At 67.2% G+C, this 19,080-nt stretch carries 17 protein-coding genes; 10 read left to right on the top strand and 7 right to left on the bottom strand.

Annotation, left to right across the window (positions count from 1 at the left end; all coding sequences use genetic code 11):
• The first annotated feature begins 64 nt into the window (after window positions 1–64).
• The 5 genes from hemC (at window position 65) to C454_RS06960 (ending at window position 5,582) form a co-directional block, all read left to right on the top strand.
• Complete coding sequence (gene hemC, locus C454_RS06940; RefSeq protein WP_004973965.1) at window positions 65–1,138, top strand: hydroxymethylbilane synthase; 1,074 nt, start codon at window positions 65–67, stop codon at window positions 1,136–1,138.
• Window position 1,139: 1 nt separating this feature from the next.
• Window positions 1,140–2,036, top strand: coding sequence for a uroporphyrinogen-III C-methyltransferase (cobA, locus tag C454_RS06945; protein ID WP_004973966.1), 897 nt, complete (start codon window positions 1,140–1,142; stop codon window positions 2,034–2,036).
• The gene (locus C454_RS06950) at window positions 2,033–2,776 is read left to right on the top strand and encodes a uroporphyrinogen-III synthase (RefSeq protein ID WP_004973967.1); all 744 of its coding nucleotides are present in this window, start codon (window positions 2,033–2,035) and stop codon (window positions 2,774–2,776) included. The genes cobA and C454_RS06950 overlap by 4 nt, the downstream gene beginning before the upstream one ends.
• Before the next feature lies 1 nt (window position 2,777).
• On the top strand, window positions 2,778–3,971 hold the full coding sequence (locus C454_RS06955) for an MFS transporter (RefSeq protein ID WP_004973968.1): 1,194 nt from the start codon (window positions 2,778–2,780) through the stop codon (window positions 3,969–3,971).
• A gap of 162 nt (window positions 3,972–4,133) precedes the next feature.
• Window positions 4,134–5,582: a single-stranded-DNA-specific exonuclease RecJ gene (locus tag C454_RS06960; protein ID WP_004973969.1), complete on the top strand. Its 1,449-nt coding sequence runs from the start codon at window positions 4,134–4,136 to the stop codon at window positions 5,580–5,582.
• A 31-nt stretch (window positions 5,583–5,613) separates the two neighbouring features.
• On the opposite strand, the gene ppk2 is transcribed toward C454_RS06960, so the two are convergent.
• A complete protein-coding gene (gene ppk2 / locus C454_RS06965) occupies window positions 5,614–6,444 on the bottom strand; it encodes a polyphosphate kinase 2 (protein ID WP_004973970.1) in 831 nt (276 codons plus the stop codon).
• 60 nt (window positions 6,445–6,504) lie between these two features.
• The gene (locus C454_RS06970; RefSeq protein WP_004973971.1) at window positions 6,505–7,263 is read right to left on the bottom strand and encodes a potassium channel family protein; all 759 of its coding nucleotides are present in this window, start codon (window positions 7,261–7,263) and stop codon (window positions 6,505–6,507) included.
• A gap of 414 nt (window positions 7,264–7,677) precedes the next feature.
• Between C454_RS06970 and C454_RS06975 the strand changes: the two genes are divergently transcribed.
• The 4 genes from C454_RS06975 (at window position 7,678) to C454_RS06990 (ending at window position 10,415) form a co-directional block, all read left to right on the top strand.
• The gene (locus C454_RS06975) at window positions 7,678–7,899 is read left to right on the top strand and encodes a DUF7557 family protein (RefSeq protein ID WP_004973972.1); all 222 of its coding nucleotides are present in this window, start codon (window positions 7,678–7,680) and stop codon (window positions 7,897–7,899) included.
• Between the two features lie 156 nt (window positions 7,900–8,055).
• Complete coding sequence (locus C454_RS06980) at window positions 8,056–8,373, top strand: DUF5783 family protein (protein WP_004973973.1); 318 nt, start codon at window positions 8,056–8,058, stop codon at window positions 8,371–8,373.
• A gap of 44 nt (window positions 8,374–8,417) precedes the next feature.
• Complete coding sequence (locus C454_RS06985; RefSeq protein WP_004973974.1) at window positions 8,418–8,795, top strand: NifU family protein; 378 nt, start codon at window positions 8,418–8,420, stop codon at window positions 8,793–8,795.
• A gap of 78 nt (window positions 8,796–8,873) precedes the next feature.
• Window positions 8,874–10,415, top strand: a complete 1,542-nt coding sequence (locus C454_RS06990; protein ID WP_004973975.1) for a sulfatase — start codon at window positions 8,874–8,876, stop codon at window positions 10,413–10,415.
• Between the two features lie 21 nt (window positions 10,416–10,436).
• Here the strand turns inward: C454_RS06990 and C454_RS06995 are convergent, their stop codons facing one another.
• Window positions 10,437–11,333 (bottom strand): ketopantoate reductase family protein, encoded by an 897-nt coding sequence (locus C454_RS06995; RefSeq protein WP_004973976.1) that lies wholly within the window; start codon window positions 11,331–11,333, stop codon window positions 10,437–10,439.
• Window positions 11,334–11,405: 72 nt separating this feature from the next.
• On the bottom strand, window positions 11,406–11,693 hold the full coding sequence (locus C454_RS07000; RefSeq protein WP_004973977.1) for a DUF7130 family rubredoxin-like protein: 288 nt from the start codon (window positions 11,691–11,693) through the stop codon (window positions 11,406–11,408).
• Window positions 11,694–11,862: 169 nt separating this feature from the next.
• Here C454_RS07000 and C454_RS07005 point away from each other — a divergent pair, with 169 nt between their 5' ends.
• Entirely contained in the window at window positions 11,863–12,924 is a 1,062-nt protein-coding gene (locus C454_RS07005) for an outer membrane protein assembly factor BamB family protein (protein WP_004973978.1), read from the top strand.
• Between the two features lie 222 nt (window positions 12,925–13,146).
• Here C454_RS07005 and C454_RS07010 read toward each other — a convergent pair whose 3' ends face one another.
• The 3 genes from C454_RS07010 to C454_RS20710 all read right to left on the bottom strand — a co-directional run bounded on the left by C454_RS07010 (window position 13,147) and on the right by C454_RS20710 (window position 18,917).
• Window positions 13,147–18,243, bottom strand: coding sequence for a DNA polymerase II large subunit (locus tag C454_RS07010; protein WP_004973979.1), 5,097 nt, complete (start codon window positions 18,241–18,243; stop codon window positions 13,147–13,149).
• A 2-nt stretch (window positions 18,244–18,245) separates the two neighbouring features.
• Window positions 18,246–18,665 (bottom strand): PPC domain-containing DNA-binding protein, encoded by a 420-nt coding sequence (locus tag C454_RS07015; protein ID WP_004973980.1) that lies wholly within the window; start codon window positions 18,663–18,665, stop codon window positions 18,246–18,248.
• Between the two features lie 84 nt (window positions 18,666–18,749).
• Window positions 18,750–18,917 carry a DUF7556 family protein gene (locus C454_RS20710; protein ID WP_004973981.1) on the bottom strand — a complete coding sequence of 56 codons (168 nt, stop codon included), beginning with the start codon at window positions 18,915–18,917 and terminating at the stop codon, window positions 18,750–18,752.
• Between the last annotated feature and the right edge of the window lie 163 nt (window positions 18,918–19,080).

A 19,080-nucleotide genomic window follows, 5' to 3' on the forward strand; every position in this document is an offset into this window, starting at 1 on the left:
GGAGCGAACTGGTGGGCTTTTCAACGCGGGGACCGGACTGACGCGTATGACTACAACACTTCGCTTGGCGACGCGAGGGTCGGCGCTCGCTCGCGCGCAGGCCGCGGGCGTGCAGGGGGCGCTCGCGGGCCGCCGACTCGACGTCGAACTCGTCGAAGTCGAGACCACGGGCGACCGGATTCAGGACGAACTCATCCACCGACTGGGCAAGACCGGCGCGTTCGTCCGCGCGCTCGACGAGCGCGTCCTCGACGGCGAGGTCGACGCCGCGGTCCACTCGATGAAGGACATGCCGACCGAGAAGCCCGCCGACCTCGTCGTCGCGGGCGTTCCCGAGCGCGCGCCCGCCGGCGACGTGCTCGTCACGGCCGAGGGCCACGACATCGACGACCTCCCGGAGGGAGCCGTCGTCGGCACGTCGTCGCTCCGCCGGCAGGCCCAACTGCTGAACTACCGCGACGACCTCGAAGTCGAACCGCTCCGGGGCAACGTCGACACCCGCATCGAGAAACTGCTGGCGACGCACCTCCAGCGCGAACACGAGGCCCGCGTCGAAAACGACGAAGAGCGACAGGCCAAGAAGGGCAAGACCGACCACGAGGAGGCGTTCGACGAGACCGCAGACGAGTGGTTCGAGGGGCTCACCGAGCTCGAACGGCAGGCGCTCGGTCGGAAGGTCGAAACCGAGTACGACGCCATCGTCCTCGCGGAAGCGGGACTCAAGCGCAGCGGGCTCTCGGAGAAGGTGAACTACGAGCGCCTGCCGCGGACGACGTTCGTCCCCGCGCCCGGACAGGGAGCCATCGCCGTGACCGCCGCGGACTCGGAGGTCATCGACCTCATCCACGACAAGCTCGACCACCCGCGGACCCGCGTCGAGACGACCGTCGAGCGGACCATCCTCGCCGAACTCGGCGGCGGCTGTATCGCCCCGGTCGGGGTCCACGCCCTCCTGCAGGGCGAGCACGTCCACGTCGACGTGCAGGTGCTCGCGACCGACGGCTCGGAGTCCATCAAGACCTCCCGGGACCTCCCCGTCGGCAACCACGCTAACGCCGCCCGCGAGTTCGCGGCGGCCCTGCGCGACCGCGGTGCCGGCCAGTTAGTCGACGCCGCCCGCGAGGAGGCCGAGGAGTGAGATGACGGCCGACGACGCGGAACCCGGGACGGCGGAGGAACGGTCGGCCGGAGCGCAGTCGAACGGCGACGCGACCGACGGCGACGGCGACGGCGTCGGCACGGTCCACCTCGTCGGCAGCGGCCCGGGCGACCCGGAACTGCTGACGATGAAGGCCGCCCGCCTCATCGACGAGGCGGACGTGGTCCTCCACGACAAGCTCCCCGGACCGGAGATTCTCGGGATGATTCCGGCCGAGAAGCGCGAGGACGTGGGCAAGCGCGCCGGCGGCGAGTGGACTCCACAGGAGTACACGAACAACCGACTCGTCGAACTCGCCCGCGAGGGAAAGGAGGTGGTGCGCCTGAAGGGCGGCGACCCGTTCGTCTTCGGCCGCGGCGGCGAGGAGATGGAACACCTCGCCGACAACGGGATTCCCTTCGAAGTCGTGCCGGGCATCACCTCGGCGGTCGCCGGGGCCGGCGCGGCGGGCATCCCCGTCACGCACCGCGACCACGTCTCGTCGGTGTCGTTCGTCACCGGCCACGAGGACCCGACGAAAGACGAGTCCGCGGTCGACTGGGACGCGCTCGCCGCGACCGGCGGGACGCTCGTCGTGCTCATGGGCGTCGGCAAACTCCCGCTGTACACCGCCGAACTCCGCGAGGCGGGGATGGACGGCGACACGCCCGTCGCCCTCATCGAGCGGGCCACGTGGCCCGACATGCGCGTCGCCACCGGCACGCTCGACACCGTCGTCGACGTGCGCGACGAGGCCGACATCGAACCGCCCGCGATTACCGTCATCGGCGAGGTCGCCGCGACCCGCGACCGCGTGAAGCAGTTCCTGCAGGGCGGCGGCGCGGACGCCATCGCCGAGACTGACGCGACCGCGGGAGGTTCGGGAGGAGACGAATGAGCCAGCAGGTCCGCGCGGCCGTCTTCCGCCCCGACGACGACCGCATCGAGCGCGCCGTCGAACTCCTCGACTCGCTCGGCGCGACCCCGGTCCCCGACCCGATGCTCGCAATCGAGCCGACGGGCGCGACGCCCGAGGCCGGCGAGTTCGTCGTCCTGACGAGCAAGACCGGCGTCGAACTCCTCGCCGCCGACGGCTGGGAACCCGGCGACGCGGTGCTGTGCTGCATCGGCCCCGCGACCGCCGACGCCGCCCGCGACGCGGGTTGGACGGTCGACCGCGTCCCCGACGAGTACACCTCGGCCGGACTGGTCGAACACCTCGCCCCCGACGTGGACGGCGCGACGGTCGAAGTCGCCCGGAGCGACCACGGCAGTCCCGTCCTCACCGACGGCCTGCGCGACGCGGGCGCGGACGTCCACGAGACGGTGCTCTACCGACTCGTCCGCCCCGAGGGAGCCGGAAAATCGGCCGAACTGGCCGCCGCCGGCGACCTCGAAGCCGCCCTCTTCACCTCGTCGCTCACGGTCGAACACTTCCTCGACGCCGCCGCGGAGCGGGGTATCCGAGAGGAGGCCATCGCCGGCCTGAACGACGCCGTGGTCGGCGCAATCGGGCCGCCGACCCGCGACACCGCGGCGTCCCACGGCATCGACGTGACCGTCGTCCCCGACGAGGCGACGTTCGAGGCGCTCGCGGTGGCCGCGGTCGAGACGGCCGCGCCGACGTACCACGAGTGACGTGACGGGAACCGAGGCGGGAGCCGAGACGAGAGACGGCTCGTGGCGCGCCGTCGGCTCGGTCGCCGGCTGGCAGACCGCCGCGAGCCTCTGTTACTACGCCATCTTCGCGGCGACCGGATTCGTCCGCGACGCGTTTTCGGTCTCCGAGTCGCTGGTCGGTCTCTTTCTGACCGCCGGCCTGCTCGGCTACACGGTGTTTCTGTTCCCCAGCGGTGCGGCCGTCGACGGCTACGGCGAAAAGCCCGTCATGGTCGTCGGGCTGTTGGCGCTCGCGGTCGCGCTCGTCGGCGTCACGTTCGCGCCGCCGTCGTACCTCCTGTTGTTGGTGACGGTGGCGCTCCTCGGGGCGGCGTACTCGACCGCGATGCCGGCGTCGAACCGCGGCATCGTCGCGGCCGCGCCCGCCGGGAGCAAGAACCTCGCCATGGGGCTGAAACAGGTCGGCGTCACCCTCGGTAGCGGGGCGTCGTCGCTCGTCGTCACCGGCGTCGCCGTCGTCGCGGCGTGGCAGGTGGGGTTCTGGGCAATCGGCGTCTTCGCCGCCGGCTACGCGCTCGTCTTCGCGACGCGCTACCGCGGGAACCCGGGAACCGGCCGGCTCGAACGACCCCGGCTCGCCGGCCTCGGCGACAACCGCGCCTACGTCGCGCTCGTCGCCGCCGGACTGTTCATCGGCGCGTCCATCTTCTCGATGCTCGGCTACACCGTCCTGTACGTGCAGGACGTGGTCGGGACCGGCCCCGCCCTCGCCGGCGGCGTCCTCGCGGCGACGCAGGTGACCGGAAGCGTCGGTCGCATCGGCGCGGGGAGCCTCGCGGACCGGCTCGGTGGGGCCCGCGGCGCGGCCACCGTCGCGCTCGTCCAACTGGCCGGCGCGGTCGCGCTCTTTTCGCTCCTCGTCGGAACCGGCGGCTCGTTCGCGCTCACCATCGCCGTCTTCGTCGCGCTCGGCCTCACCATCCACGGCTCGACCGGCGTCTTCTACTCCTGTCTGAGCGGCGTCGTCGACGACGGCGACATCGGCGCGGCGACCGCCGGCGGCCAGACCGCGCTCAACGTCGGCGGCCTCGTCGCCCCGCCGCTTTTCGGCTTCGTCGTGGAGTCGACGGGCTACGGGGCCGGCTGGGCGCTCGTCGCCGGTTCGACGGTGCTCGCGACCGTCCTCCTGTTCGTCGTCAGACGGCGAATCTGACCGGCGTCGCGGTCGACCGGTCCCGCGCTCCGCGGGCGAGCCTTCTTATACCGAACCGCGGCGACCACGACACATGTTCGCCGTCGAACTGGAGTGGAAACGAAGGGGTTCCGCGCCCGAACTGCCAGCGTTTATGCCGGAGAGGGCGTGAGTACCACACCAATGGACGGACCCGTCCCCGAACTCGCCGAGCACGCGGCGGCCTGCGCGGACCGCCTCCGCGACGCCGACCGGGTGCTCCTCGCCTCGCACATCGACGCCGACGGGTTGACGAGCGCCGGCATCGCCTCGACCGCGCTCGAACGTGCCGAAATCCCCTTCGAGACGGTGTTCTGCCGCCAACTCGACGAGGCCGCCGTCGCCGACATCGCGGCGACCGACTACGACACCGTGCTGTTCACGGACTTCGGCAGCGGCCAACTCGACGTCGTCGCCGAGTACGAGGCGGCGGGCGACTTCCACCCCGTCATCGCCGACCACCACCAGCCCGCCGAGGGCGTCGAGACCGAACACCACCTCAACCCGCTTCGGTTCGGCCTCAACGGCGCGAGCGAACTCTCCGGCGCGGGCGCGAGCTACGTCCTCGCGCGGGCGCTCGAACCCGAGGGTCGAGACAACCGCGACCTCGCCGCCCTCGCCGTCGTCGGCGCGGTCGGCGACATGCAGGACACGAACGGCGAACTCCGCGGGGCCAACGCGGGCATCGTCGACGAGGGCGTCGAAGCCGGCGTCGTCGAGGAGGGCACCGACCTCCGCATCTACGGCCGCCAGACCCGCGCGCTCCCGAAACTGCTCCAGTACGCGACCGACGTTCGCATCCCCGGCATCTCGAACAACGAGGCCGGAGCCATCGAGTTCCTGACCGAACTCGACGTTCCCTGCCGCGACGACGACGGGGAGTGGAAGCGGTGGGTCGACCTCACCGGCGACGAGCGCCAGACGCTCGCCAGCGCCCTGATTCGCCGCGCCATCGCCAGCGGCGTGCCCGCCTCCCGCATCGACGACCTCGTGGGGACGACCTACGTGCTCTCTCGGGAGCAGGAGGGAACCGAACTCCGCGACGTGAGCGAGTTCTCGACGCTCCTGAACGCGACCGCGCGCTACGACCGCGCCGACGTGGGCCTCGCGGTCTGTCTCGGCGAACGCGACGCGGCGCTCGACCGGGCGCGCAGGCTCCTTCGGAACCACCGCAAGAACCTCTCGAACGGCCTCCAGTGGGTGAAAGAACACGGCGTCCGCGTCGAGGACAACCTCCAGTGGCTCGACGCGGGCGACGAGATACGCGAGACCATCGTCGGCATCGTCGCCGGAATGGCCGTCGGCACCAACGCGACCCGGAACGGGATTCCGGTCCTCGCGTTCGCCGACACCGAGGAGGGCGAGGTGAAAGTCTCCTCGCGCGGGTCGTACGTGATGGTCCGAGACGGCTTGGACCTCTCGGCGGTCATGCGCGAGGCGTCGCGGTCGGTCGGCGGCGACGGCGGCGGCCACGACGTGGCCGCGGGCGCGACGATTCCGAAGGGCGAAGTCGAGGCGTTCATCGCCGAGGCCGACCGCATCGTCGGCGAGCAGTTGGGAGACGCCGACGACGGCGACGGCGGCGACGACTGAAACGCCACTCCGCCGGCGACGAGGGCGGCGCTCAGTCGTCAACCGGATTCTCACCGAACCTCGCCGGAACCCAGTTTTGACTGTCGATTGGCGGGCGCTCGTGTCCGGTGTCGTCCTGTCGGGACGGGAGTTCGATGGGGTCGGGCGTCAGGTCCTCGTAGTCGATTTGCTCCAGCAGATGCGAGATGCAGTTGAGTCGCGCGTGGCGCTTCACGTCCGCGTTGACGACGTGCCACGGAGCGTCGTCGGTATCGGTGTGTTCGAACATCCGGTCTTTGGCCTCCGAGTAGTCGGCCCACCGCGAGCGCGCCTCGAGGTCCATCGGACTGAGCTTCCAGCGGCGCTTCGGGTCCTCGTTTCGCCGCTGGAAGCGCCGTTCCTGCTCCTCGTCGCTGATGGAGAACCAGTACTTGACGAGGACGATGCCCGAGCGGACGAGCATCCGCTCGAACTCGGGGCAGGTCCGCAGGAACTCCTCGTACTCCTCGTCGGTACAGAAGCCCATCACCCGCTCGACCCCCGCGCGGTTGTACCAACTCCGGTCGAAAAGCACCATCTCGCCCTCGGTCGGGAGCTGTTCGACGTACCGCTGGAAGTACCACTGCCCCCGTTCGCGCTCCGTGGGTTTGCCGAGCGCGACGACCCGCGCGACACGAGGGTTGAGCCGGCGGGTGATGCGCTTGATGACGCCGCCTTTCCCCGCGGCGTCTCGCCCCTCGAAGACGACACAAACCCTGAGGTCGTGTTCCTTTATCCAGTACTGGAGTTTCACCAGTTCCTCCTGTAGCCGATTCAACTCGCGTTTGTAGTCTTTCTTCTTCAGGACGCCCTCGTCGTCGTAGCGGGGCTCGTCGGTCGACATACGATAGCTGCGTGCGCTGTGAACAAATAGCAGGCGGGGAGGCGGAGTCGGCGCGGCGGCTCAGAGGTCCGAACAGACCTGCTCGCCGCTCACGATTTCCGGGACGACGACTTCGTCGGCACCGGCGCGGCGCGCGAGCGCCTCGTCCATCTGGTCGCCCGCGCGGACGACGAGTTTGGCGTCGGGAGACAACCGGCTCGCCGCGATAGCGATTTGGATGTTCTCCTTGGAGTCGTCTATCGCGCCGACGACCGTCGCGGCGCGTTCGACGCCCGCGTCGATGAGCCTGTCCTCGCGGCGGGCGTCGCCTTCGACCGCGAGCAGGTCCGCGTCGAGCGCGCGCTGGTACTGCGCCTCCTTGCTCTCGACGACGACCACGTCGCGGCCCATCTCGCGGAGCCGCGCCGCCACCGTCTTCCCGAAGGTTCCGTAGCCGCAGACGACCACGTGCGATTCGAGTTCCGCTATCTCTCGTTGGAGTTTCATCTGGTCGAGTTCCTCGCGTATCTGCCCGCCGAAGGCCGCGGAGACGAACGTCTCGCCGGCCCACAGCCCGGTACCGATGAGGCCGGTGAGAATCACGATGGCGTACGCCTTGACGAGCGTCGCCGGCCCCTCGTGCGTCTGGTAGTGGAGTTCGATGCTGGTCGGGTCGAAAAGCCAGAACGCCGCGTCGACGAGGGACGTGCCGGCGAGGGCGCTGAACCCGCCGACGCCGGCGACGACGAACGCCGCGACTGCGACGAGCGGCCGGACCATCCGCCGGAGCAACGGCCTGTGCGCCAGCGCGTCGATGAGAATGCGGCGGTCGTACGTCACGGGGGCGCGGACACCTCGTGGGAGCGCGACCGATCTGGCTCGTGCGGCCCGCAACCGCGGCGAACCGGGCGGCACAACGATTGGGAATTGCTAGATTGACCACGATTAGAGATTCTTGACTCGCGTTTGAGTGTATATTCGGTCATGTAGTCAGTGTTCGACAACCGTTCGAGTATAAAATCGTTTGTCCTTAAACAACCCAATACACTGGCTATGACTCCCTGAGTCGCTCTCGAACACTATTCAATATAGCAGAATATGATTTATGTTTCGGAATCGGAGGAGTGACGAACCGACGCCGAACCAGATTCGCGTTCGGTTTTGGGCGCGAAATCCGCGAAAATCCGCGAAATCCTCATATCGGATGGTTGTGTATGACATGGCACCGGCACGCATGCCGGAGTGGGGTGAACGATGGCGACTGCCAACTCGAACGAGGCCGAATACGACTACCCGGTCGGCTACGAACCGGAGGTACAGACAGAGACGGTCGAACTGGACCGTCGAACCGTCGAGCGACTCGACGCGCTGCGCGAGGACGACGAGTCGTACGACGAACTGATAACCGAGCTCGTGTCCATCTTCGCGGCGAGCGAACTCTCCGCCGCGCGCGTGGACAGCCCGCTCATCGAGTGACGCCTCGCGTCGCTCGATTTTTCGCATTTGAGACGCACTGAGAGCGGAATCGCTGTTCGGGAGACGACCCGTAATAAATCACACTCTGCTATACAGAATCTGAAACACCAGCCAACAACCGTCCGATTTTTTGCCGGGAGCGCGAAAGCTCCGGGTATGACCGACTTCGACCCCGAGAAGTTCGAGGACAAGTACGCCAACTACTTCCCCGAACTCCAGCGCGCGTACAAGAACGCCTTCGAGACGATGAACGACGAGTTCGACTCGTCGCTCATCCACGGGGTCGACCAGCAGATTCTCAACGAGTCCGAGCCGTTCTACGAGGACGGCGACTTCTCCGTGCGGCTCCCCGAGAACCCCGCCGAGCGATTGACGGCGGTCGAAATCGACGACGACGAGCTCGACGCCGTCCTCGACCGCTACGTCGACGAGATCGAAGGCGAGCTTCGGCGGGTCTTCGGCGTCGAGGCGTAACCCCGAACCAAAGGCCTAAGCACGTTCACCTCGAAGCCGCGTGCATGAGTACGGAGACGCAGGACGGCGAGGACGACCTCAAAGAGCGTGTCGTGAACTTCCTCCGTCGGAACTTCCCGCAGATCCAGATGCACGGCGGCAGCGCGGCCATCCGCGACCTCGACCGCGAGACCGGCGAGGTCACCGTTCTCCTCGGTGGCGCTTGCTCCGGGTGCGGTATCTCCCCGATGACCATCCAGGCCATCAAGACCCGCATGGTCAAGGAGATTCCCGAGATCAACGAAGTCCACGCCGACACCGGCATGGGCGACGACGGCGGTATGGGCGGCGACAGCCGCGGCGGTAGCCCGTCGTTCCCCGGCGACACCAGCGACGACACGACCGACATCGAAGACGACCAGGGCCCGCAGGCCCCGTTCTAAGTCGGCGTTTCGGACGTTTTCGTCCCGTCGTCGGCCGAGAACAGGAGTTTTATCGGCGACTACTCCCCACCCTCGGGTATGACTGCCGAGTCGCCCGAGAACGTCCTCTTCGTCGTCATGGACACGGTCCGGAAGGACCACCTCACGCCGTACGGCTACGACCGCCCGACGACGCCGGGGCTCGACCGATTCGCCGACGAGGCGACCGTCTTCGAGCAGGCCGTCGCGCCCGCGCCGTGGACGCTCCCGGTCCACGCCTCGCTTTTCACCGGGATGTACCCGAGCCAACACGGGGCCGACCAGGAGAACCCCTACCTCGAAGGCGCGACGACCCTCGCCGAGACGCTCTCGGCGGCCGGCTACGACACCGCCTGTTACTCCTCGAACGCGTGGATAACGCCGTACACGCATCTGACCGACGGCTTCGCCGACCAGGACAACTTCTTCGAGGTCATGCCCGGCGAGTTCCTGTCGGGCCCGCTGGCGAAGGCGTGGAAGACGATGAACGACAGCGACGCGCTCCGGACGCTCGCCGATAAGCTCGTCAGCCTCGGCAACACCGCCCACGAGTACCTCGCCGGCGGCGAGGGCGCGGACTCGAAGACGCCCGCAGTCGTCGACCAGACCATCGACTTCATCGACGACTCCGAGGAGTTCTTCGCGTTCGTCAACCTCATGGACGCGCACCTGCCGTACCACCCGCCCGAGGAGTACAAAGAGCGCTTCGCGCCCGGCGTCGATTCGACCGACGTCTGCCAGAACTCCAAGGAGTACAACGCCGGAGCCTACGAGATCGACGACGACGAGTGGGAGGACATCCGCGGGCTCTACGACGCCGAAATCGCCCACATCGACGACCAACTCACCCGGCTGTTCGACCACCTGAAAGAGACCGGCCGCTGGGACGACACCATGGTCGTCGTCTGCGCCGACCACGGCGAACTCCACGGCGAACACGGCCTCTACGGCCACGAGTTCTGCCTGTACGACCCGCTCATCAACGTCCCGCTCATGGTCAAACACCCTGACCTCGGCGCGGACCGCCGCGACGACCAGGTCGAACTGGTCGACCTCTATCACACGGTCCTCGACTCGCTCGGCGTCGAGGGCGGCGAACCCGCGAGCCCCGGCGACGACGCGGTCGGCCTCGACCGCACGCGCTCGCTCCTGTCGGCCGACTACCGGGAGTTCGCGCGGGCGGCGAACGACGACCCCGGCCAGCGCCGAGACGGCGAGTACGCGTTCGTCGAGTACTCCCGTCCCGTGGTCGAACTCAAGCAGTTAGAGGAGAAGGCCGCGAGCGCCGGCATCGAACTCCCCGAGGACTCGCGGTTCTACTCGCGGATGCGGGCGGCGCGGCGGGCCGACGCCAAGTACGTCCGAATCGACCGCGTCCCCGACGAGGCCTACCGAATCGACGTCGACCCCGAAGAGACCGAGAACGTCGTCGATTCGGACGACGAGGCGGTCGCCGAGACGGAGGCCGCCCTCGCGGCGTTCGAAGACGCCATCGGCGGCGCGTGGACCGACGCGCTCGACACCGACGTGTCGGACGATTCAGTGGACCAGATGGACGACGAGACGCAGGACCGCCTGCGCGACCTCGGCTACCTCGAATAGCGACCGACCCCGAGTCTACTCTTAGCGTATCCCTTCTCCGCGCTCCCACGCCCGGAGCAACGCCGCGAGCGTTCGGTTCGTCGGCACCTCGAAGCCGTGTTCGGCGGCGATATCGACGACCGCACCGTTGATGGCGTCGACCTCGGTCCGCTTTCCGGCCTCGACGTCCTGCAGCATCGACGAGCGGTTCGCGGCGGTCTTTTCGACCACCCGGTCGACCGCCTCGCGGGCGACGCGATTCGGGAGCGACACGCGCTCCAATCGGGCGACTCGAGCCGTCTCGCGGGCGGCCCGGTGTGCGAGGTCGTGGGCGTCGTCCCCCGCGAGCGCGCCGTTTTCGACCCGCGAGAGCGCGGTGACCGCGTTGATGCCGGCGTTGACCGCGAGTTTCTCCCAGCGCCGCCTCGGCATGTCTGCGGCGACGAGCGTGTTGAGCCCCGCGACCCGGAACGCCTTGCCGACGCGCTCGGCGAGCGGGTCGGGACCGCCGTCGAGCGCGCCCAGGACGACCCGGCCGACCCCGGTACACTCGACGCGACCCGGTTCGACGAGCCGAGCACCGTAGGTCGCCGTTCCCGCGAGGACGGGCGCGTCGAGACGAGAGGCGAGCATCTCCTCGGTGAGCCCGTTTTGGATCGATAGCACCGCACCCACGTCGCAGTCGGCGAGCGCGTCGGCCGCCGCCGCGGTGTCGAACGATTTGACGGTGACGAGCGCGAGGTCCGCGCTGTGGCCCGTCTCGGTCGTCGTTGCCGCGGGCGAGACGTGCGTCGACTCGGCACCGACGATGTCGAGACCGGCCGTCGACACCCGCGCTGCGTGCGGGTCGCGGGCGACGAGCGTCACGTCGTGGACCGGCGCGAGGAGGCCGCCGACGAGCGTGCCCAGACTGCCCGCGCCGAAGACGAGAATTCGCATGGCTACCCGTACTCAGCGGACGACAAAAATGGCGAGTTTCGCGGGCGCGGCGGTCGAATCGAGGGCGACCTCTCAGTCCTCGGTCCAGTAGTAGAGTTTCTCGCGCTCGGCGCCGCAGTTCGGACAGGCGTCGGGCAGTCCGTCGATATCACCCATCTCGCCGCAGTCGCTGCACCGCCACATCAACTCGGCCTCGCCGAACTCGTGGCCGGCGCGCTCGTGTTCGACGGACATCCCGGCGAGTCCGTCGCGGGTCGTCACGAAGAAGCCGTCGTCGTCGAAGCCGCGGATGCTCCCGAGTTCGGTTCCGTCCTCCGCATACACCGTCATTCCCACCGTCGGCTGTGTCTCGTCAGCCATACCCGACTATTCGTCGCGCGAGCGAATAAAAAGGAACGGCCGATTCGACCTCAAGAACCGCAGGAGGCTCGGAGGGCTGCGAACCAAGTATAAATAATAAACCGAATATCGCGATATAGAATTCGAGAACGCGACAAGACACTTATCGAATCGGTGTCACGCTCGTAACATGTCCCGATTTCGGAGCCGTCGCCGGTTCCTCCAACTGCTCGGGGGTGCATCTCTCGGCGCCGCCGGCTGTCTCGGCCGCGACGGCGGGTCGCCGAGTACGACGACGGCCACGGAGACGACGACCACCACGGCTGAGCCAACCACGACCTACGGTCCGACCTCCGGGCCGGACGAACGCGTGACGGCCACGCCGCCGGGCGACCCCGCGCTCTCGCCATCGGGGACGTGGCCGCAGTACCAGTTCGACGCGGGTAACACCGGCTACAATCCCGACGTCTCGGTTCCCCCCGTCGCCGAGGAGTACTGGCGGCTGAACGCCGGCGGCTCGCCCGTCCTCGACGGCGAGCGTCTCTACAACCTTCACGGCCGCGGGCGCGATAAGAGCGCGCTCGTTCGACGCGACCCCTCGACGATGGCCGAGCGGAGCGCGACCACCCTAGTCCGCTACGGGATAAACTCGCCGCCCGTCGTCGCAGGCGACCGGGTCGTCGTCACGACGTTCATCGAGGCCTTCTGCCTCGCCGCCGACCGCGACGAGGTACTGTGGCGCGGGCCGGAGATGGACGGCATCCACGGCCCGCCCGCGGTGGGAGACGGCGTCGCCGTCGTCTCTGGCGGCGGGTTCGACGGCGTTCCAACCCACCTACGGGCGTTCGAACTCGGCGACGGGACCGAACGCTGGCACTACGACCTCGGAAGCGACGCGAAGGGCGCGCCGGCCGTCGCCGATGGCGCGGTGTTCGTCGTCACCGACGACGCCGTCCACGCCGTCGACGGAGAGACCGCGACGCTGTCGCGCGACGACGGGAAGGAAGTGGCGGCGCGCTTCCACGGCGGTCCTCACGCGCGCGCACGAGAAACAATATTGGTCTCCGATGAACACGGACAGCTATTTGCGTACGATTCTGTAGAAGAACGTCGGCTATGGATACATCACACACCAGAAGTGCAGGTGGCTGACGTGATATCGCAGGGCGTCGGCACGGCGGTTCCGCTCGACGGGGCGGTGTACGTCGTCGCCGCCGACGGCTTCCACGGATTGGGACCGGCGCGGGACTAAGGCCGGGTGACTGCGCCGCTCGACTCGCAAAACCTGGAGGAAAAACGACTCTAGACTACATGAAATCCGCGATACCCGACTGCTCGTTCTCCACTTTTTCCGAGTCTCACTCCGCTCGACTCGCAAAACCTGGAGGAAAAACGACTCTAGACTACNGTTCTCCACTTTTTCCGAGTCTCACTCCGCTCGACTCGCAAAACCTGGAGGAAAAACGACTCTAGACTACATGAAGTCCGCGATACCCGACTGCTTGTTCTTGTCGTTCTCGAAGACTGATTCGAGGCTCTTTTCGAGCACTTCGAGTCGCTGTTTCGTGTAGTCGCGGCAGTCGAACTCCTCGGCCACCTGAATCGCGGTGTCCATGTACTTGTTCACGGAGCCCTGGTGGACCGTGAGGTTCACCCGGCCGCCGCACTCCCGGCAGTCGCCCGAAAGCGGCATCCGCCGGTACTTCTCGCCGCAGTCGAGACACCGCGTCTCCTGTCGCGAGAAGGCGCGGAGGTTCCCGATGAGGTCCGGCAGGAAGTGGTACTCGATGACGCGCTCTGCCACGTCCGTCTCGTCGACCGCCCGAAGCTTCCGCGCGAGGAACAGTTGGGCGTCCATCTTGTCCATCATCGACCCGAGCGTCTTGTACGCCGAGAGGTCGGGGCCGGCAGCGATGTTCGTCGTGTCGTGGGTGTGGTCGAACCCGGTGTACTCGCGGTCGGTTCCGAGGAACTCCTCGGCGATGGTGACGTCGTCCTCCCAGTCGTCGGGGTCTTCCATCCGCAGGGTCGCCTCGTAGAACTCGCGGGGGTACTGCCGCACGATGTCCATGTTGTGCGCCTCGTCGTCGATTTCCGAGGGGTCGATGCGCGAGGACATGACGAGCGGCGCGTCCATCTGCCCGCCGCGCTTGTCGGGGAGATATTCTTTCGAGAAGTTGAGAAGACCGTCCATGAGAAGCATGACGCAGTCCTCGTCACCGTCGCACTGCGCGACGTGGAGGTCGTTGGCGACCAGCGAGTTGGTATCTTCGACGGTCAACGAGTAGGTGTGGTCGATATCGCTTTCGAGATATTCGACCGAGACGACTTCGTCAAGCCACGTATCCCCGCCGTCCGAGAAGAGACGCTGGCTTCGGATGTCCGTGTCGTCGAGAGCGCTCGCCAGCGCCTCGCTCTTTCGGGGGAGGTGGAAGCCAACTTCCTCGGCGAATCGAACCGCGTTCTCCGACGTGACTTTGAGGACCCACGAGTCGAACGTCGGGACCTCGTCTCCATCGTAGAACTCCGCCACCGCACCGGTCTGTGGTGTTCGGCGCTCAGAGTAGGTCTTCGCGGCGATGCCGAATCGTTTGAGGGCGGCAACGAGGTCGCGTTTGAGGTCGTCGCTCACGGTGTGCGCGCGGATCTCCACACGGTCCGAAGACGCGCTTCCGTCTCCGGAGAAGTACGCCGACAGGAAGGACCGAAGAACCGGCTTGGGGCCGGTGAGTATCGAGTCCGGGACGCGTTTGTCCTCGGCACGCGACCCGCATCCGATGACGTCCGCAAACAGCGATTGAACGAGTCTGCTCGAAATCGTGACCTTCCACTCGTTCTCCTCGAACGCGTCGACGCCGAGTGCTTCGCGAACGGTATCGAGGATGCGTTCTCGGGCGATTTCGTCCGGAATACAGACCGTTGTCTGGTAGAAGTTCCCAGGCGACGCTCTCGTGAATCCTTCCGCGGCGTAGTATCCCAGTACAGTTCCGAACGCTTCGTCGATATCGAGCACTCTCGAAACGGTCGCGGTATCGCGGCGAACGCCAAGAGATAGCTCACGCGGAAGCACGTCGACGACCGTTTCGACGTCTCCGAGAACCTCCACGAATACCGAGGCCGGAACGCTATCGCGAGAGACCCAGTTGTAAACCGTCGAATCGCTCCGTCCGAGTCGCTCGGCGACCGGTTTCAGATAGCCGCTCGCTTCGGTATGCTCGTCGAAGAGCGACCGGATTCGGTCCGCACCGAGTCCCCGAATCATCAGGTCTTCGGCCGGTATCGTCCCGCCGTTCAGGAACTCCGCGAGCAAGTCGAACTGAGCCGGGTCCGCGTCGATGTCGACGCACTTGGGCGACGGAAGCGCGTCGCCTTCGTCGAGTTCGTGCGCGGGAATCCGCGTGAATCCGCCGTCGCCGGCTCGAATCAGCGTGTGGTCTGGAGTGACCGTTAGTTCTCTCCCACTGCGGGTCTCGATTCGTACGAGGTGGTCCTGTGCGACGTGCTTAGAGACGGCTTCGACCGGTTTCATCGTCTCTCGTCCGTCTCTGGCCAACGACGGGACGTACACGTCCCCGTCCAGTTCCTGAACGAGGGTCCCGAAGTCGTCGGTATCCGGGTCATCGAGCCGTTCCTCGACAAGCGTTCGAATCTCGTCGTATCGCCACCGGTCGGTCTCGTCTCGGTACCAGACCTTCGTCTCCGGATGGAAGCAATTCCGGCGTTTCGCGGCGTGAAAGTACGGATGAGCATATCCGACCGCTGCTGTCGTGAATCCGACAACTCTGCCGACGACCGCGGCGGAGGTGTGGGGAGCCATCCCGAAGACGAGTTCGCCGATGAGGTCGTCGCGCTCTTCGATTTCGTAGAACCGGTCGAGGCCGTAGAACTGTTCGAGGAGGTCGTCGACGAAGTCGGCGGTCTGCATCATGTGCTGCGCCGCGCCGTTCGAGAGGACGATGTCCTGAACTTTGAGTTCGACCAGTTGGTCGTCGAACCGGAGGGGTTCGCCGTCGATGTCGGTCTCGTAGCCGAGTTCGCGGAAGTGGTCGGCCGTCACGTCGAGTTCCTCGGGACGGACCGCGGTGACGGGCAGGTCGGTCATGTCGTAGCGGACGGTCCCGTCTTTGAACGACGACACGTCGTGTTTCGCGCGCAGGACCCCCTTCTCGATGGGTTCGGGCGTCTTGTTCGCCGAGGTGAGCCCCTTCACGCCCTTGAGAATCTGGAACGACGACTCGCGCTCGCCGACGCGTTCGAGGGCGTTTCGGTACTCGGTGTTGAGGTCGATGTCCTGCCACTCGGCGCTCTCGACGTCCCACTCGCAGCGCTCGCAGTAGACGCGTCCCGACTCGTCGGGTTCGATGACGGACCCGCAGTCGTCGCACTCGTAGTGGGGTTCGGTGTGGCCGCCGCAGTCGGGACACTTCGACTTGAAGCCGAACGCGCCGCAGTCGGGGCACTTGCGCCGGCCGAGTCGGACCGAAATCTGCCCGCGCCCGCCGGACTCGCCGCGGTGTCTGGCGGCGTCGCCCACGTCGCGTTGGCTCCCACCGGCCTCGCCGATGGGAAACAGCGTGTGGACGGCCGGCGAGAGGTCGCGGCGCTCGGACTTCTCCGGGCGCCCCATCCGGTTGCCGATGCGGGTGGGCGCGCGCTCTCGGAGGGTGAACGGCGCGACCTCGTTGACGGCCTCGACGGCGTTGTCGCCGTCGTCCCACTCGCGGGCGCGCTCGGAGAGGTCTGCGAGTTCCCACGTCCGCTCGCGGTCGTCGGTGAGGCCGAGGCTCCGGGCGAGCGGTCGCCACACGGGGACCCGAAGCGTCTCGTCGGTCTGGCGGTGGGCGACGAGCAGGTGTTCGAGCGCCTCCCGAATCTCGGGCGTGTTGTCGAGGACGAGCGTGCCCTCAAGCCCGCGCTCGGGTTCGTTCTCGTGTTCGAGCGCGCCGGCCGTGCCACCGTCGGCTTCGGCGGCGACGACATCGCCGGCCGCGACGGCGTCGGCGAGCGCGTCGAACCGCTCGACGGAGATATCGTGCCAGAGGTAGGTGTACGTCGGGTGCAGCGGGGCGTCGAACTCGGTCGCCCACGAGAGGGCCTGTTCGACCGACGGCTCTTCGAGGTCGACGGCGGGGTCGTCGCGGAGCGCCTGCACGTTGGCCTCGGTCGTCTCGAAGTCCTGAATCCACCACTCGAAGACGTACGAGGCGGGCGCGAGCGGGTGGTTGTTCTCGACGAACTCGCCGAAGTTGACGAGGTACTCGCCGAGGTCGAGAATCTTCTCGACGCCGTTCTGGAGTTCCTCCGCCTCCTCGGGGTCGTCGATGCGGCGCACGTCGCCGTTGGCGAGCCTGACCGTCGGCCCCTCGATGGAGTCGACGGGGACGACGCCGCCGGCCTTGCCGGGGCGCTCGGTCTTGATTTGGGTGCCGGTGGCGATGAAGTCGTCCACGATGTGCATCGTCGCGGGGTGGACGCCCGCGGTCGCGAAGCCGTGGTTGCGGGCGCGACCGTACCGGAGGCGGAAGCCGCCGGGCGCGGAGGGGTGGCCGAACACCGGGCGGCCCGCGATGAGGTCGCGGAGGAACTTGGTCGCGGGTTCGACGCGGGTCGGTCCGTCGGGGGCGCCGCTCTCGGCGTCCTCGGCGTCAGCGTCCGCGCCGGCGTCCGCGTCGTCGGTCTCGTCGCTGTCCTCTCCGGCGTCGTCTGCCTTTGCGGCGTCTTCGTCGTCCTTTCCGATGGTACCGTCGATGAGGTCCTGAAGCCACGGCCAGTCGACCTCGTCGAGTTGGCGGGTGTAGCGCTGAATCTTCGGGGCCTTGAGCGCGATGCCCTCGGCCGCGACGAGACACATCCCGCCGCGGGCGGAGTTGGTGTCGACGCGTTCGAGGTCGCGGTAGCCCGAGACCTCCTCGTCGCCGGTGGCCTCGCCGTCGAGCATGATGGGCATGTTCTGAGCGATGAAGCGCGACTCCTTGTCCTTCGGCGAGTACTGGAGACCGGTCTCCTTGTCGTAGAGGTTTATCTCCTCGACGTAGCGCTCGACCTCGTCGGTTCGAGCCTTGTACTCGTCGATGTCGAGAAGCGACCGGGCGTAGTCGGCGACGAGCACGGAGAGGGCCTGCGCGGTGCCGCCCGCCGAGCGAATCGGGCCGGCGTAGTAGACGTTGACGAACTCCGTGCCGTCGTCGTTTTCGAGGATTTCGACGCGGTCGATGCCCTCGATGGGGGCGGCGACGACCCCCTCGGTGAGGAGGGCGACGGCGGTGCGGACCGCGCCCTCGACTTTGCCTTCACGGGAGTCGTAGTCGCCGACGTTGCCGTCGACGAAGTCGGTCACGAGTTCGAGCGCGGCTTCCTCGCGGGACATCTCGCCTTCGAGTTCGCGGACGCGCTCTGCGACGCCGTCGATACCGAGGATGTTCTCCACGCGGTCGGCCATGTCCTTGGCGACCGGAATCTCGACTTCGGTCTTCGGGTCGTACCCCGTCGCCTTCGCGGCCTCCGCGAGGTCGAACGCCTCGTCGAGGCGGGATTCGATGCGACGGAAGTACCGGGAGTCCTCCTCGCGCACGGTTACAACCAGAGGTCGAGGTCGGTCACCGCGTCGTGGTCGCGTTCGAGCGGTTCCTCGAAGGCGCGGAGGTTCACTTCGCCGGCGAAGACGGTCGCCGAGTCGAGGTGGCCGGCGAGCGACTGCCCGCTGCGTCGGGAGAGAATCGCGTGCGTGTGTGCGAAGGGCTCGCCGTCGAGGAGCGCGACGTTACCCACGCAGGCGGCGACTTCGAGCGGCTCGTCGAACGTCACGGACTGGTACTCCTGGTCCGTCTGGTCGTAGAACCAGAGTTCGGCGTCCTGAACGGCACCCATGGCGTTGAACCACGCGGACTCGATGTCCTTGCGCGCGCAGAACTCCTCGATCTCCTCGCGCCAGTCCGCACCGTGTTCGAGGCGGGCGAGGTACTCCTCGCTCACCGTCACCGCTCGAGCGTTCATGCAGCGTACCACGAGCGAGTCGGACTAAAATGTGAATGGTCTGGCCGCCGGGCGTCCGGCGGCGGGCTTACGGGGCCGGAGCGATTATCGCCACTCGTCGAGTGCGAGCGCGTCGGCTACGTCAGCAGCGAGCCACGCGTCATCGCGGGAGATGTCCGCGATAATAAGACGCTGGCCCGTCTGAGAGCGATCCACCGAGGCCATGACCTCGGCGCCCGAGTCGTCGACGGAAGCCGTCGCATCCGGCGTCATGTATGATACATAGTGACACCCATATATAAGTGGACCGAAATGGCGGGCCGAGGGGAGCCCCCGTTACCCGATTCTGTCGTCTCGAAAAAGGGTTTAAAATGTAAAACGAGTTCTGTAGGGATTCTCGTGGCAGTTTTCGCCGGTTATGTATGGTACTACATCC

It is taken from the genome of Haloferax gibbonsii ATCC 33959 (assembly GCF_000336775.1).
Taxonomy (GTDB): domain Archaea; phylum Halobacteriota; class Halobacteria; order Halobacteriales; family Haloferacaceae; genus Haloferax; species Haloferax gibbonsii.

Bases quoted from the DNA above. Each gene is read 5' to 3' on its own strand.
- C454_RS06985 (WP_004973974.1), top strand. From the start codon at position 8,418: ATGAGTACGGAGACGCAGGACGGCGAGGACGACCTCAAAGAGCGTGTC.
- ppk2 (WP_004973970.1), bottom strand. From the start codon at position 6,444: ATGTCGACCGACGAGCCCCGCTACGACGACGAGGGCGTCCTGAAGAAG.
- C454_RS20710 (WP_004973981.1), bottom strand. From the start codon at position 18,917: ATGACGCCGGATGCGACGGCTTCCGTCGACGACTCGGGCGCCGAGGTC.
- cobA (WP_004973966.1), top strand. From the start codon at position 1,140: ATGACGGCCGACGACGCGGAACCCGGGACGGCGGAGGAACGGTCGGCC.
- C454_RS06975 (WP_004973972.1), top strand. From the start codon at position 7,678: ATGGCGACTGCCAACTCGAACGAGGCCGAATACGACTACCCGGTCGGC.
- C454_RS06990 (WP_004973975.1), top strand. From the start codon at position 8,874: ATGACTGCCGAGTCGCCCGAGAACGTCCTCTTCGTCGTCATGGACACG.
- C454_RS06980 (WP_004973973.1), top strand. From the start codon at position 8,056: ATGACCGACTTCGACCCCGAGAAGTTCGAGGACAAGTACGCCAACTAC.
- C454_RS06995 (WP_004973976.1), bottom strand. From the start codon at position 11,333: ATGCGAATTCTCGTCTTCGGCGCGGGCAGTCTGGGCACGCTCGTCGGC.
- C454_RS07005 (WP_004973978.1), top strand. From the start codon at position 11,863: ATGTCCCGATTTCGGAGCCGTCGCCGGTTCCTCCAACTGCTCGGGGGT.
- C454_RS07015 (WP_004973980.1), bottom strand. From the start codon at position 18,665: ATGAACGCTCGAGCGGTGACGGTGAGCGAGGAGTACCTCGCCCGCCTC.
- C454_RS06960 (WP_004973969.1), top strand. From the start codon at position 4,134: ATGGACGGACCCGTCCCCGAACTCGCCGAGCACGCGGCGGCCTGCGCG.
- C454_RS07000 (WP_004973977.1), bottom strand. From the start codon at position 11,693: ATGGCTGACGAGACACAGCCGACGGTGGGAATGACGGTGTATGCGGAG.
- C454_RS06950 (WP_004973967.1), top strand. From the start codon at position 2,033: ATGAGCCAGCAGGTCCGCGCGGCCGTCTTCCGCCCCGACGACGACCGC.